At 39.4% G+C, this 15,439-nt stretch carries 14 protein-coding genes and 1 pseudogene; 13 read left to right on the top strand and 2 right to left on the bottom strand.

What is annotated here, in order from left to right:
- Positions 1-20: 20 nt before the first annotated feature.
- The gene (locus BGP78_RS04795; protein ID WP_119860340.1) at positions 21-1,523 is read left to right on the top strand and encodes an aldehyde dehydrogenase (NADP(+)); all 1,503 of its coding nucleotides are present in this window, start codon (positions 21-23) and stop codon (positions 1,521-1,523) included.
- A gap of 268 nt (positions 1,524-1,791) precedes the next feature.
- Here BGP78_RS04795 and rsmF read toward each other — a convergent pair whose 3' ends face one another.
- A complete protein-coding gene (gene rsmF / locus BGP78_RS04790) occupies positions 1,792-3,234 on the bottom strand; it encodes a 16S rRNA (cytosine(1407)-C(5))-methyltransferase RsmF (RefSeq protein ID WP_119860426.1) in 1,443 nt (480 codons plus the stop codon).
- Positions 3,235-3,787: 553 nt separating this feature from the next.
- Between rsmF and BGP78_RS04785 the strand changes: the two genes are divergently transcribed.
- The 3 genes from BGP78_RS04785 (at position 3,788) to BGP78_RS04775 (ending at position 5,676) form a co-directional block, all read left to right on the top strand.
- Complete coding sequence (locus BGP78_RS04785; RefSeq protein ID WP_119860339.1) at positions 3,788-4,036, top strand: hypothetical protein; 249 nt, start codon at positions 3,788-3,790, stop codon at positions 4,034-4,036.
- Between the two features lie 174 nt (positions 4,037-4,210).
- Positions 4,211-4,528 (top strand): hypothetical protein, encoded by a 318-nt coding sequence (locus BGP78_RS04780; protein WP_119860425.1) that lies wholly within the window; start codon positions 4,211-4,213, stop codon positions 4,526-4,528.
- Positions 4,529-5,046: 518 nt separating this feature from the next.
- Positions 5,047-5,676, top strand: a complete 630-nt coding sequence (locus BGP78_RS04775) for a hypothetical protein (protein ID WP_119860338.1) — start codon at positions 5,047-5,049, stop codon at positions 5,674-5,676.
- 1,000 nt (positions 5,677-6,676) lie between these two features.
- Here the strand turns inward: BGP78_RS04775 and BGP78_RS04770 are convergent.
- Entirely contained in the window at positions 6,677-7,360 is a 684-nt protein-coding gene (locus tag BGP78_RS04770; RefSeq protein WP_119860337.1) for a hypothetical protein, read from the bottom strand.
- Positions 7,361-7,693: 333 nt separating this feature from the next.
- Here BGP78_RS04770 and BGP78_RS04765 point away from each other — a divergent pair, with 333 nt between their 5' ends.
- From BGP78_RS04765 to BGP78_RS04725, 9 genes and pseudogenes are all read left to right on the top strand, one after another.
- Positions 7,694-8,602, top strand: a complete 909-nt coding sequence (locus BGP78_RS04765; RefSeq protein WP_119860336.1) for an IS5 family transposase — start codon at positions 7,694-7,696, stop codon at positions 8,600-8,602.
- Between the two features lie 81 nt (positions 8,603-8,683).
- The gene (locus tag BGP78_RS04760) at positions 8,684-8,953 is read left to right on the top strand and encodes a transposase (protein WP_119860335.1); all 270 of its coding nucleotides are present in this window, start codon (positions 8,684-8,686) and stop codon (positions 8,951-8,953) included.
- A gap of 103 nt (positions 8,954-9,056) precedes the next feature.
- A protein-coding gene (locus BGP78_RS04755; RefSeq protein ID WP_404936035.1) for an IS3 family transposase occupies positions 9,057-10,588 on the top strand; the annotation gives its coding sequence in 2 pieces (ribosomal slippage) (positions 9,057-9,513 and positions 9,513-10,588; 1,533 coding nt in all).
- Between the two features lie 214 nt (positions 10,589-10,802).
- Entirely contained in the window at positions 10,803-11,423 is a 621-nt protein-coding gene (locus BGP78_RS04750) for a LysE family translocator (protein WP_119860334.1), read from the top strand.
- 365 nt (positions 11,424-11,788) lie between these two features.
- Positions 11,789-12,763 (top strand): PD40 domain-containing protein, encoded by a 975-nt coding sequence (locus tag BGP78_RS04745; protein WP_119860333.1) that lies wholly within the window; start codon positions 11,789-11,791, stop codon positions 12,761-12,763.
- Between the two features lie 561 nt (positions 12,764-13,324).
- A complete protein-coding gene (locus tag BGP78_RS04740) occupies positions 13,325-13,864 on the top strand; it encodes a hypothetical protein (protein ID WP_119860332.1) in 540 nt (179 codons plus the stop codon).
- A gap of 180 nt (positions 13,865-14,044) precedes the next feature.
- Positions 14,045-14,143 (top strand): annotated as a pseudogene (locus BGP78_RS23040) (transposase); the annotation flags it as partial.
- Between the two features lie 514 nt (positions 14,144-14,657).
- Positions 14,658-14,873, top strand: a complete 216-nt coding sequence (locus BGP78_RS04730; protein WP_119860331.1) for a hypothetical protein — start codon at positions 14,658-14,660, stop codon at positions 14,871-14,873.
- 38 nt (positions 14,874-14,911) lie between these two features.
- Positions 14,912-15,163 carry a hypothetical protein gene (locus tag BGP78_RS04725; protein WP_119860330.1) on the top strand — a complete coding sequence of 84 codons (252 nt, stop codon included), beginning with the start codon at positions 14,912-14,914 and terminating at the stop codon, positions 15,161-15,163.
- The last annotated feature ends 276 nt before the right edge of the window (positions 15,164-15,439 follow it).

Below are 15,439 nucleotides of genomic sequence, written 5' to 3'. Positions count from 1 at the left end.
CTAAATTGAGTGGAGGTAACATGCAAGTTACTGGAGCAAGTCTTATTGCCGGTTCATGGCAAATAGCAGAACAGGCAGAAACATTTTATGGCTTTTCACCAAAGCTGAATTTGCCTTTAGAAACGCCGGTATATGAGGCGAGTTCAGATATGCTGGAGCATGCGATTGCAGAGGCTGACAGGGCATTTAAGGTATATCGAAAAACCAGTTACCAGCAAAGGGCTGAGTTTTTACATGCAATTGCAGATGAAATAGAAGCGCTTGGTAGCCTATTAATAGATACAACACATCAAGAAACAAATTTGCCAGTGGCACGGCTTGAAGGTGAGCGAGCTCGAACAATGGCGCAATTACGGGCGTTTGCTCAAGCTTTAGAGGGTAGCCAAAAGAGCATTGCCAATTTTGGCTGTACAGATACTCCAGAACCTGAGCGTTCACCACTGCCTAAGCCGCATACTGAACTTGATTACATCCCCCTGGGTGTGGTTGGGGTGTTTGGCGCATCAAATTTTCCATATGCGTTTTCCACACTTGGTGGAGACACCGCTGCCGCGTTAGCAGCTGGTTGCAGCGTTATAACAAAAAGCCATACTGCACACCCGCTAACAAGCGAGCTAATGGCACGTGCCATTAGCCTAGCCATTGAGAAGTGTGATATGCCACAAGGGGTGTTTTCTATGATCCAGGCAAAGCGATATGACATAGCTCATCAATTGGTTGCTGCACCACAGGTCAAAGCAATCGGTTTTACAGGCTCGTTCTCGGTGGCTCAAAAATTATTAGAGACCATAGGCACGCGTCAAGAGCGGATCCCTTTCTACGGAGAGCTTGGCAGTATTAACCCGCAATTTTTATTTAAAGAGCAAATAGCACACACCAGTGACTCTTTGGCAAGTCAGCTTTGCCAAGCATTGTTAATGGGTAACGGACAGTTTTGTACCAGCCCGGGCTTATGGCTAGTACCGGCGGCAAGTTCGGCGTTTATAGCGCAGGCCGCAGAGCATATTAAAGCGAGCCAGTCTGATACCTTGCTGTCGCCAAATATCTTATCGAGTTTTAAGCAGAGCATTGCAGAACTAAAACAGTCAGATGAGGTGACGTTGTTGGCTGAAGGTGCACTCAGTGAGCCGCATCATGCTAATGCACATTTGTTTACCACAGATATAGACACATTCTTGCACAATAAAGCACTGCATAAAGAAGTATTTGGTCCAATGGCCATGATTGTCACCTATGATAAGCCCGCTCAACTACTGGCATTGGTCGAGTCCCTTGATGGACAACTCACCGCATCGGTGCATGGTACTTCAGCCGACCTGCGTAAAGCCGAGGTGTTAATTGAAGCACTCGAATATAAAGTAGGGCGCATTATTGAAAATCAAATGCCAACGGGTGTCGAAGTGTGCCCCTCAATGAATCATGGTGGACCTTATCCTTCATCAACTGATGTGAGGAGTACCTCTGTTGGTTTAAATGCAATGCTGCGCTTTTTACGACCAATTTGCCGACAGAAAGCAAATTAATGTAACAAACGTAATTATTTTTTAGTTTTTACACAAAAAAAGGCCCAGTGCACTCGCTTGCTCTGGGCTTAGGGGATAGCTCCAATGGAGCCAAAGCGTTACTTAAAAACACCTTTCAACTGTAAGGGAGAAGTAGAAAGTAACTTAAGTGTAGTTAACTTTTCATAAAACTTACAAACAACCGCAATATATTTAAAGTTTATTTATTACAATTGCTTATATTATATATAAATAAATATTCTAAAAAAGCAGAAAAGATATATTCAAGTTATACCCAAGTTATCAACTGGCTATCACTAACAAGATCTCGTGGTAGGCTATTCTTAATTTTTTGCTTTTGCCATTTGCCAAGACCAACAGGCGCGCCACACAAGGTTAAGATCACCTCGCCAGTTACATTTACCGGTGAATTAAGGCGAATATCCTTACCGTTGAAATAATCTTTGGCTTCATTTTGAGACATAGCATAGCTATTTTTACTTGCTAATTGGCCTAGCGCTGTTGCAAATTCATGCTCTAATCGAATGCCGTTTTTATGGGTTGTGCCAACTTGAATCCCCATGCGGGAATACTTAATTTTATTTTCGACGTTGTGAAATCCGTCAGGGAAAAGCCACAGCTCTTTATCGCGGCTCATAAGTTGCCCTGAGATGGTTTGCTCTATGCCAAATTGTTTTTTTGCGAGGTCAAAAAATTGCTGCTGTAGTTTTTTCTCACTTACGGTGAACGGAAAACTGCCTTTTTTAGTTTTTTGTGCTGTATTTTCTACTGACGCGGTTTTAATAAAGCGCGCAATGAAAAAGCCTTCACTGTCGTAAATTTGTGGCCAAACGTGTAAGTAGCCTTCTGCGGTAGTTGCTCTAGCAGCATCAGGAAAAAGAGAGGATAAATCATCTGTTTTTATGGCGTCAGGGAATGCGTTTAACAACTCGTCACACACTTGCTGGTTTTCTAGCGGCGTGAGTGTGCAAGTTGAATATACTAATGTACCTCCCGGTTTCAGTGCCATAAATGCGCTACGGATAAGCTTTTTTTGAACATCTGCAATATCAATATTAGACTCGATAGACCAGTTTTTGAGTGCGTCTGCATCTTTTCGAACAGTACCTTCACCAGAGCAAGGGGCGTCAAGTAAAATACTATCGAAGCATTCATACATGTAATCGCCGAATATCGCTGCATCGAAATGGGAGAGCGCACAATTGGCTATTCCCATGCGCTTCATGTTAGCAGCCAGTACTTTAAGGCGTGATGAAGACAGTTCATTGGCAATGAGTACGCCTTTGTTATCCATCATGGCGCTTAACTGTGACGTTTTAGAGCCCGGTGCTGAGGCCATATCTAACACAGTGTCACTGTCTTCAAGGGCGTGTTTTAGCGCAACAGGTGGCAGCATCGAACTGGCCTCTTGTACATAAATACATCCACTCAAGTGCAGCTCGGTATTACCGATAGGGAGGTTTTGTTCTTCTGTTTCAGAGCGAGTAAGCCAGAAGCCGCTGTCGCACCAAGGCACAGGCTCAATGGACCAATCATGCACAGCGCAGTAGCTTTTAAAATCACTGACAGACATTTTTAACGTATTCACTCTGACCGAACGCCTGAGCGGGCTTTTGCAGGCTTGCAAAAAATCGTCGAGTGTTAGGTGAGTAGGAAGGTACGTTTTTACGTCGTCGATAAATGCTTCAGGAATATACGTTTTACTGTCCAAGTGGCGCTCTGTATTACAGGTTTGATTAAAGTGCGCCAATTTTAACACCGCATGATAATGGCTTAAAGGGTTTTCAAAGTTCAAATTGCCATACTGGTTGGGCGTTGCTACTAATTCATCGAACTTCTTTATTTTGTTTGCAAGCAGATCATTAAGTGTATTAACCCACGTCTTGAAATGAAGAAGAAAATGAGGAATTGGTCACAGTAAAATCGTACTTTGGTTTAACGCGGTAACCTGCTTAAGTATTTGGGCTAGAAAAGAACGTGTGTGGTGAAAATATGATTGATAAAGCAGCGAAAATTAGCTCTAATGACAAGATAAAACGTACTGAGTAATGCAGGGATAGCTTAAGCGCGAAAGACAAGCCGATAAAATAGGCTCGAGACAAGTCGCGCCACTAAAAGCAAATAGCAAGCTCCCGTAGCATAAATAACACCAACTCTGACACACCGAGCAGGCAGCGGCTCAGTCCAACAAGCGATTATGCAGCACAAACAACGTGTGGCATAAATACTAAATAGTTATACTGGCCCTGATATTGGAGTGATTTGTGGAAGATAATTACTTAGAAATAGCTCTGATCGTTGCAGTTGTTTTAAATGTCATTGTAACGTTTTTAGTCGCCAAATCTTTATCCTTTGAGAAAGCACAAAAGATTGCTCAAATTGTTATTATTTGGGTAATACCGTTTATAGCATCAATCGGTATTTTAATTTTCATCTTTACCGACAATGACACCAAGTTACCGCCATCTTCACCAGGAGGTGGTGCAAATGAAAAAGTCAGTCAGCTTGAGTAAGTTTACTGCAGTATAACAAGGCAAATTAAAAAGTGCGGACAAAAAACAGTTGGCTTTGTTCGTCCCTCACAAATTATAGGCCAACTAATTTTTGCCGTTTATTTGCGGCGTTAGTTTTCTATGAGTATGATTCGAGCATTATTTTTCAATTTGATTTTTGTATCAATGGTCACAATGGCAAATGATAAACCAAACGACTTAACTGATGAGCAATGGCACAAGTATCTTGAGCATAAAGCCTCGTGGGAAAATATGCTCAAAGAACGTTACGAGAATGAATTAAAAATTAATCCACCTGAACCACCATGGATTAAATTTCCTGATTACCACCCAACAGATATGTTTTGGCGAATGGGTAAAGGTGAAGATTACTTAGTCGACTATTTCGGTTTGTATTTTAAGTATGCCCCAAAGGCGGACTTAAAGGCTTATATGCAAAAATATCCTGAGCACAAAAATTGGCTTGGGACGTATGAGAACTTTGAAAACTAATACATATGAGCCTTAACTCTGTTAATAGGCATTAGTGTTCTTTTTGCCCATTTTTATACAGTGACGGTTAATTCTAAATCAATAGACAAATTCGTTTACTTCGTCTGTCGATGTTACAATTTAGAAGACACCCAACGTAAATCGATTGTGACACGACTTCCTGCATTCACTTTTGAATAGATGTCACTTATTAATAAAAAGAAAAAGGCAGATGCAGCGTCACCATCCCCACACTGGTCTTGTGAAGTATGCAAAACAGGGATCTTACGATTTAACGGAATAGTTAATTCAAGTGAAGAGACAATGAAACTGGCGCGAATGAGGTAGTTATAAAAATATAAGTACTATGTGGGATATATAGGCGATTCGAAGTAAATTTTCGAAGACACCCAACGTAAATTGATTCGAGTTATGCTCTACAACTCAGACTAGAAGAAAACGGGTGGCAGCCAGGCACCCCAATTAAATTATACGCATGCTATACAGGGGCACTCGGCTCTAGTCTTTTTGCACAATTGATGTCTAATGAATTAAAAGTAACCGTATATGCGCCGACTAATATTATTTATTTGCAATCAGATGCCTCTTATACGCATAAAGGAAATGGCCAGTTTTTGAAGTTTACGCCGCAGAGATATGAGAGTTTTATGAGACTTATGATTATATTGTTATTTTTACTGGTGAAAGTGAGCGCGCTTTCAGCTGATGAGGGGGTCGACTCAATTACCATTAATGTAGAAAAGGATTGCAAAATAGAAGCATTAACTAAAATGCAAGAGTATGATGTTAACAATTGTATAGAGTTTATGAGGACTCCAAAACATGAAAACTTCGAAGGATTTGTTCGTGGAGCTTTGGAGCTTAAATTTAATAGCCCTGTCATTGAATTTTTTGGTAACTCTATTTTTAAAGATAGTAACGAAATTAAGGAGGATTACGTTTATCAAGCGGCATATCGTTGTTATAGGCAAGTATATTATCTAGTGTATCGACTAGAGAAACAAAAAAATAGTAAGGACTTGTACTTATGGGAATCATTAGTTAAGCAACACAATAAAGGATTTAAAGTGCAAGATAAGGCAAGTGGTGAGCCTGTTTTATTTAGTGTCGAAGAGTTACGATTATTTTTCAGTAAATTTGATTGCTAAATTAAAGTTTGAGAGCATTATTTAATCACCCGAATTCAAGTTTTAAGTGCACCAGGTATAAAAACTAGATAAAAATAAAAATTTACAAAGACACCCAACATAAATTGATTATTTGTCAAAACTTAAGAAAAGTTAGAAATGATACTTATCCATAGCGCTGAAAGAAGCAATTTAGAAGACACCCAGTGTAAATTGATTGTGACATGACAACCCTGCATTCACGTTTCAATATTAAATCAACGCGTTAACACTGCTTAAGTGTTCGGGCTAAAAAAGAGCGTGCGTGGTGGAAATATCATTGAGAAATCAGCGAAAATTAGCTCTAATGGCAGGATAAAACGTACTGAGTAATGCAGGGACGGCTTAATCACGAAAGACAAGCCGATAAAATTGACATAAGACAAGTTACGCCACTAAAAGTAAATTCCCATAGCATAAATAACACACCAACTCTGACACACCGAGCAGGTAGCGGCTCAGTCCAAGAAGACAATTTAGAAGACACCCAACGTAAATCGATTGTGACACGACTTCCAGCCTTCACTTTTGAATAGATGTCACTTATTACTAAAACGAAAAGGCAGAGGCAGCGTCACCATCCCCCCAGTGGTCTTGTGAAGTATGCAAAACAGGGATCTTACGATTTAACGAAATAGTTAATTCAAGTGAAGAGACAATGAAATTAGCATGAACGAGTTAGCAGCAGAGCTTGCTGAATTTAATCAACGCGTTAACCTGCTTAAGTGTTCGGGCTAGCAAAGTGAATGCGTAGTGAAAATATCATTGATAAATCAGCGAAAATTAGATCTAATGGCAGGATAAAACGTACTGAGTAATACAGGGGTGGCTTAAGCGCGAAAGATAAGCCGATAAAATAGGCTTGCGACAATTTACGCCACTAAAAGCAAATAGAAAGCTCCCGCAGCATAAATCACACCAACTCTCAACAGAGTTAAAACTGAGAGATCGATTGGTAGTTAGCTATTTGTTCCGCGCAATTTTATACTGATATATTTATTCTTGGGTTTATTGCATCAGCCATTTTATAAGAGAATAGTAAAGAGTTGCTTAATACCTTTTCTTCTAACGTATTATAATCTTGGCCAAAACCGTCGTCGTGAAATTGTTTCTCAAAGCTGTTACTTAGTTCATTTAACCTAAATTTACCGTAAAAGTCTTTAGCTTCGGGATTACTGTTGACATCAAAGTAACGAATGATATCAGCCATACCTTCATGCACTTGTTTATAAGCGCTTTTCAGCTCGTCATTTGCATTTATTTGCGTTTCCAGACCAGCACGAAGTGCGTCAGTTATGTTTCCACCGACCAATTGCAGCGTGCCATCCTCTTTTTGAGCAAGATCGAGAGAGTTTAAATCTATATTGGGGTGTAAAGTCGACTGTGCACCTTTAAATTTTTCAAACTCGTTTAGAGTTGTGGCAAAAGCAGCTTGTGTTTTATCCTGTACGTCAAAGTTTTTAACATTATATTCATACGCCTCTTGTTGAAATCTTTTTATTTCTTCGTCGCTTGCGACTGGCGTATGTTCAATCGATGCGGGGGCTGCGTTGAGCTTTTCAACTGGGGGTTGCGCCTCGATGGTAGTGGATTTTGCTTTTGCTAAAGCTGCATTATTATTGACTAAGTCATGTTGTGACTTTTGCAATGAAGATTTTATATCCATAAATTTATCCTTGATTATTACATCTTAATATTAGTAATTTAATATAAATCCAGTCGTTTTCAATTTTGAATCTAATATGAAATAGTTCATTGGATTTGTTCCTTTAGATTTATTATCGTCAAGATGCTTAATAACTTTAAGTATTTATAAATAAGAAGGGTTTGATAATGATAAAATAACTAAAATACTCATCGGTAGCTATTGCAGGGCGTTGTTTCCTAAATAATTGAACTTCTTTGGTTTGGTGCGATCAGATGGCGTTGTTTCCTAAATAGTTGAACTTCTTTGATTTGGTGTGATCAGATCATTAAATGCCTTAAACCATGATGCGAAATGAAGAAGAAAATTAGGAATTGGTCACAGTACAACCGTGCTTTAGTTCAACGCGGTAACATCAATATTTGGCTAAGTGAGAGTGCCATCTCAAAGTGGCAAAATACCGAAAAACATGGGGGCCGTGGCCGTTCAAATTACTATTCTGATTTAGCAATTGAAACCTGTTTAACCTTAAGGGCCGTATTCCATTTGCCACTTAGAGCTTTAGAGGGGTTTGTAAATTCCTTGCTCACTATGATGGATGCCTCATTGCAATCACCGGGTTATAGCTGTTTATGCAAACGCAGTAAAACACTTGATGTGCAATATAGAAAGAGCGCAAGCAAAGGCTTTATAGATATCGTAGTCGATAGCACAGGCCTTAAAGTGTATGGAAATGGTGAATGGCATACGCGAAAACATCGAGCGTCTAAGCGCCGAACTTGGCGAAAACTGCACTTGGCCGTAGATGCGACAAGTCACGATATTGTGGGTGCTGAGCTGTCGATGGTCAATGTGTCAGACGGAGAAGCCCTTGCCGATTTAATCAGGCCACTGCGTAGGAATATAGACAGAGTCACAGGTGATGGAGCATATGACACACGAAGTTGCTATGAGGAGGTCGCAGCAAAAGGTGCGATTATGCGGGTACCGCCAAGAGACAATGCCCAATACTGGGAAGAAGGACACCCCAGAAACAATGCTGTATTTATGATACACCAAATTGGGTTATCGCAGTGGAAAGTGAATTCAGGGTACCATCTTCGTTCACTTGCTGAGACAGCGATGTATCGTTTTAAACAATTAATGGGTGATAAGCTAAAAAGTCGTCAATTCAATAGTCAGCATACAGAAACGATGATTAAAGTGAAGGCAATAAATAAAATGACTGGGCTAGGTATGCCCAAATATCAGCAACAGAGTTAAAACTGAGAAGTTGATTAGGAGTTAGCTATTTGATCAACAAGGCCCGATCAGATCATTAAATGTCTTAACCCATGATGCGAAATGAAGAAGAAAATTAGGAATTGGTCACAGTACAATCGTGCTTTAGTTCAACGCAGTAACATCAATATTTGGCTAAGTGAGAGTGCCATCCCAAAGTGGCAAAATACCGAAAAACACGGGGGCCGTGGTCGTTCAAATTACTATTCTGATTTAGCAATTGAAACCTGTTTAACCTCAAGGGCCGTATTCCATTTGCCACTCAGGGCTTTAGAGGGGTTTGTAAATTCCTTGCTTACTATGATGGATGCCTCATTGCAATCACCTTCCTGACACATGCAAAAATGATAATTTCAAATGGGTATCCCCCTGTGTCAGGATAGTTGTCGCCTCAGTTTTTCATAAAATAAAACAGGGAGCGGTAAGTTAGTTATGAGTGAAGCATTATCCAGAAGATCATAAACAAGCAGTTATTAGAAAGCTGGTTGAAAGTGGCTTATCATTAGGTCAATTCGCAAAGCAGGAAAGTATCAACTTATCGACTTTGTATTCATGGCGAGATAAGTATTTAAAAGTAGGGTCTAGTTTGACACAGAGTAATAGTTTAGATGGTTGGTCACCAGAGCAGAAGTTCTCAATTGTTTTAGAAACGGCAGCATTGAGCGAAATTGAGTTAAGTGAGTATTGCCGTGAAAAAGGACTTTACCCTGAGCAAGTTAAAGAATGGAGGCAAAGCTGTATTGAAGGTAATCAGACACAAGCCCAGCAGCGTAAGCAATTAACCCAAGAGCGAAAAGCCGATCGTAAGCGGATCAAAGAGCTAGAAAAAGAGCTTAAACGTAAAGATGCAGCCCTTGCTGAAACCGCGGCATTATTGGTGCTAAGAAAAAAGTTAAATACCTACTGGGGGGAAGACGAGGACAGTTAACTTCACACTCAGATAGGCTGCATTACGCATCTTTGATTGATGATGCCGTGAACTCAGGTGCAAGAAAAGAGAAAGCTTGTGAAGAAATAGGTTTGCCTATACGGACGTTACAGCGTTGGCAAGAACAGGGTGAAATCATCGCTGATAAAAGACCAACAGCGAAAAGGCCAGAGCCGAAAAACAAGCTTACAGAGGAAGAGCAGCAAGCAATATTAGATATCAGCAACCAAGAGGAATACGCCAATTTAGGGCCGAGCCAGATAGTGCCAATGCTGGCAGATAACGGGCAGTATCTCGCATCTGAATCAAGCTTTTATCGTGTGTTGAAAGCCAATGACCAATTGACTCATCGAGGTAAAGCAAAGCCTAAGAATAGCCGAGCTAAGCCTAGGGGATATACGGCGACAGGGCCAAACCAAGTTTGGACTTGGGATATCAGCTACTGCCCTTCAACAGTAATTGGTCGCTTCTTCTATCTCTACATGATAATCGACATCTTCAGCCGTAAAATTGTGGGTTGGGAAGTTCATGATAGTGAATCAGGAGAATATGCTGCGGAATTACTTGAACGTACACTCTGGGCTGAGAAATGCGTTAAACAAAATGTCGTATTGCACTCAGATAACGGCAGTCCGATGAAGTGCCTGACGATGCAGGCGAAGATGCTTGAAATGGGGATAATAGGCTTTCGAAGCCGTCCAGGCGTCAGCAATGATAATCCATATTCGGAATCTCTGTTTCGCACGGTTAAATATAGCCACCGTTGGCCAAGTGAAGGTTTTAAGCACCTTGAAGATGCAAGAACCTGGGTGAAAGGCTTCACGAATTGGTACAACAACGTACATAGGCATAGTCGTATCAAGTTCGTGACACCCGGGCAACGTCATAATGGGGAAGATAGAGCGATATTGGCAAAGCGCCGTGAGTTATATAAAAAAGCGAAAGAAAAGAATGCTAACCGCTGGTCAAAGCACACCAGGAATTGGGATGAGATCAGTGATGTGGAGTTAAATCCAGAGAACAAAAAAGAAGCAGCTTAACAGCTCAGGCGACAACTACCTTGAAAAACGCCGGTATCAACTATTAAACTCATCAATTATTAAGCTAATGAAAATAAGAGTGAAAATAAGAGTGAAAAAACAGTAAACAATTGAATCAAAATAGGAACTCAGCTAAGGTTAGGCATCAATAAATAAAAATAAATTAAAACGAGTAATTCGACAGGCTCGTTAGTTTTAAAGGATCATTCTGCACGTGGATTTCTTAATATTGGTTTTATTTATACCTGCATGCTTTGCTTTAAACATGATACCAGGACCTAACAATTTACTTTCTATGGCTAATGCGCAACGTTATGGCTTCAAGTATGCTGTTGGAGCAGGGATAGGACGAATTTTTGCATTTGTTGTAATGATTTTTTTAGCGGCTACAGGGTTAGCAACTGTGCTTTACGCTTCAGAAACTATTTTCTTAACAATAAAAATCATAGGTGCTGTTTATTTATTTTGGGTTGCTTTTAAATTATGGAATTCGAAAACTTCAGAAGTTGAAGAGCAAAAAGAGCATAACAATAGTATATACCTGCTTGCCAAACAGGAGTTCTTATTAGCAGCAGGTAATCCAAAGGCTATTTTAATATTTACAGCATTTTTACCGCAATTTATTGATGCTAATCAAAGTTCAGGGTCTCAGTTTTTCATTTTAGGTGCGACTTTCTTACTCTTAGAATTCCTTGCTATTTCTGTATATGCCATTTTCGGCGTTTACCTTCGCAATTGGTTTTCAAAACCTAATATGAAACAACTTTTTAATCGATTTTGTGCTTTTTTTATCGGTTCGATTGGCATCAGCTTGCTCATTGAACGCAAAGTTTAAAGCTAACATTATTGATTCAAAACTTACTATAGAATTTACGTGTATGTGTTTTCAATTTACGAAGAAGATGATCCAGTAGTAATTTTTCGACTGAAGCTTCCTGTGATGAGTCGTGAGAAGGAGCTATATACAGGTTTAGTAAGCCGTCAAAAACATAGTAAACGGTTTAAGTGTGATGAGTAAAGAAATTACTGGAGTATTTCAGATGTTCGTAGGTTATAAAAACTCAAGGGGATAACAATTTATCAGTAAAAGTGCTTTGATAATATAATGTTTAGAATAGGGCTGTTTTCCAAGCATTTTTATTCAACACACACAATTATTAAAAATAAAATAAAGTGAGCTTAAACAAGAAGGGTATTTAAATGATAAAGCATAAAAAAGTCGCTAAAATAGGGTTATTAATTTCAGCAATCTCTGCTCAATGGCTTGTACAAGCCGATGAAAAATTGGCGATGACTTTAAACAATCTAGAACCGAGTTTGTTTGCACCAAACACAGTATCCACTAATCAATTTGAGTATGGTGCTAGTTTGTCACCAGATGGCAAAAAGTTTGCGTTTGTTAGAGCTTTAGCCCAATTCGCACACAGCGCTCTAGTTATTTCTAACAAGCAGGGGGATACTTGGCAAACCCCAACGTTGCTGCCGTTTAGTGGCGAATTTCACGATACTAACCCGTATTTTTCCAAAGACAGTAACACATTTTATTTTACCTCCAGAAGGCCGGTAGAAGGTGCGGCAAAAGATATCTTTAAAATGTGGCAAGTAAGCTATGATGGCGATAAATTTGGTAAGCCCGAATTAGTGCCAGGAAAAATTAACGGAGATCACAATGTGGTCTACCCGACTGTACACACCAATAAAGATATCTACTTTTCATCGGTGATAAAAGGAACGACGGGTGGTGTTGATCTCTTTATTTCTAAGTTTCACCCAGATGGATATCAAGCACCAACTGAGATTACAGAGCTCAATTCCACGGCCAGTGATGCAGATCCCGAGGTGTCACCAGACGGAAAATTATTGTTTTTCACGTCCATGAGGCCTGGTGGTTTAGGCCACTATGATTTACATGTATCAGTTAAACAAAAAGATGGTAAGTGGGGAAAGCCGATAAACCTAGGCGATAAAATCAATTCACGTAGGATGGATTCAGACCCTATTCTATCAGCGGATGGTAATACCTTGTTTTTCTCAAGTGATAAAAACCCTGAGGTGAAAGCTGTTAACAATTATGATGAATTGCTACAGAGGCAAGAAAGTATTCATAATGGCCTTATGAATATTTATAGTGTTGATATAACCGAACTAAATCAATACCTTCGCAATAAAATTTAATCTGCTAGTCAAGCTGATAAGGAAAATTTAGAAGACACCCAACGTAAATCGATGACCAGCATTAACTTTTGAATAGATGTCACTTATTACTAAAAAAGTTTGAAACAGCGTCACCACCTCCACACTGGCTTTGTGAAGTATGCAAAATCGGGGTCTTACGATTTAATGAAGTGGTTAATTCTAGTGAAGAGACAATGAAATTGACGCGAACGAGTTAGCAGCAGAGCTTGCTGAATTAAATCAACGCGTTAACCTGCTTAAGTGTTCGGGATAGAAAAGAGCGTGCGTGGTGAAAATATCATTGATAGATCAGCGGAAATTAGCTCTAATGGCAGGATAAAACGTACTGAGTAATGCAGGGATGGCTTAAGCGCGAAAGACAAGCCGATAAAATAGGCGTAAGACAAGTTATACCACTAAAAGTAAATAGCAAATTCCCGTAGCATAAATAACACCAACTCTGACACACCGAGCAGGCAGCGGCTCAGTCCAATAAGCGATTATGCAGCACAAACAACGTGTTGCATAAATATTAAATAATCAGGGCTGCTAGGTAGTTTGATGATTTTAGATTTAGTAAAAAAGTATGAAACTATTGTTCGTGACATTAAGTGGCTTACTTGGTTATTAATAACCTACTGCTGTCTTGTTCTCTTCAGGATTATTTATTGCCTTTATAATAAAGATTTCAACTATCTATTCGAAGGTGCTAAATATTTATTGCCCCCTTTAACTACTCTTCTAGTTGTAAATGTTGCTAACCGGCTGATAATTAATAACCGCATATTGGAAACTAATGAACACAGAGTTGAAACTGTCCAGTCAACTCATCATGCAATTGTTATTGTAAAAGATCTAAAAGCTAAAGTTGGGTACGTTAAACATTGTATTGAAAATAATAGACCACCAATAGCATTGGTTGAAGTTGCTGCTCGTATCGAAGTACGTTATGAGTCGCTATTTGAACATAACTTATATAAGTATTTACAAGGTGAAAGCATTGATCTGATAGCTAGAATTTCAGGTAGTATTTTTGGAATTCAGGTCTTTGCGGCACAATTAAAGCAACAGACCGCTTGTAACAAAGAAGTTACATATTGAAAATATGCCACCATTAAACAGCGATAATCCACAAAAATCTCTAAATGATTTACTTAATGAATTAGAAACATTACTCGACCATCTATATGCAATAAGAGAGAAAATTAATTAGTAAGTGTGATTTAGATAAGTGTGACTTAAAGGAAACCCAACGTTAATTGATTGCTGAGCTGTAGATAGTTTTTACGGCGTTATTTACAGCATGTGCTACCCAAAGGACTTATGCGAATTCGCCACTATGGTTTTTTAGCCAATGCATGTTACAAGAGAAAGTTGGCGTTGATAAAGGTGCAAGGGCCCAAGCTATGTAAAGTGAAACAGAAAAAGGCAGATGCAGCGTCTCCACCCCTGCACTGGTCTTGTGAAGTATGCAAAATCGGGGTCTTACGATTTAACGAAACAGTTAATTCTAGTGAAGAGATAATAAAAACAGCACGAACGAGTTAGCAGCAGAGCTTGCTGAATTGAATCAACGCGTTAACACTGCTTAAGTGTTCGGGCTAAAAAAGAGCGTGCGTGGTGGAAATATCATTGAGAAATCAGCGAAAATTAGCTCTAATGGCAGGATAAACGTACTGAGTAATGCAGGGACGGCTTAATCACGAAAGACAAGCCGATAAAATTGGCATAAGACAAGTTACGCCACTAACTAAAAGTAAATTTCCATAGCATAAATAACACACCAACTCTGACACACCGAGCAGGTAGCGGCTCAGTCCAACAAGCGATTATGCAGCACAAACAACGTGCTGCATAAATACTAAATAGTTAGGCTTCAAGGGAAATCAATTTAATGGATGAGTTTGAAAAAAAGAAAAAAGAGCACTTAAATCCTGTTCTATTTGAAGCTGGTGCAGGTCTTTTAGACAGTCAATCATTTGAATATCAGATAGCATATCTACTTTATCTTTTTGCTAAGTTAGGAGTTGAAGGTTTAACTCTTAAAAAGACAGCTGCAATACTTGATGATGATGAAAAAAAACAGCAGGACAACTCATTGGATTATTAAAAAAGCACGTTGATGTTGATAGTGCTGTTGAGCAAAAATTGGCTACAGCACTTAAAGCGCGAAACAAACTTGTTCACCGGTTTTTAATTGATAATATTGAACGCTTTGTAGACGCCCAAGAGCGTGTACCTTTAGTTAAGGAAATCAGAGAGCTTAGAGGACAGATAAGAGCATCTCATAAAAGTTTAGATCCTTTGGTCATTCTATTATCGAAATCCGTAGAGAATGAACCTATTGAGATGTATTCAAAAGAAGCTAAAGCAGCATTTATTTCTAGCACAGAAGCCTAACACATATGAGCCTTAACTCTGTCTATAGGGACTAATGTTCTTTTTGGCCGTTTTTATACATTGATGGCCAACTCTAAATCAATAAACAAATCCGTTTATTTCGTCTGTCGATGTGGCTGTTAAGCGAGTTACTTACGGCAAACACATAGTGAGGCTCTTTTATTGCGATCTCATCGCTGCCTACGTTTTTCCATTTCCTTAAGGGGTTGCAGGGATATATGCCTAAAAGGATTTAGGTAGTAGAGCACAGTAGGGTGCCAGAGCCGCGACATTCAT

This window comes from Pseudoalteromonas sp. MSK9-3 (assembly GCF_003590335.1).
GTDB lineage: Bacteria > Pseudomonadota > Gammaproteobacteria > Enterobacterales > Alteromonadaceae > Pseudoalteromonas.
This window is presented reverse-complemented; position numbering and strand designations above follow the sequence as displayed.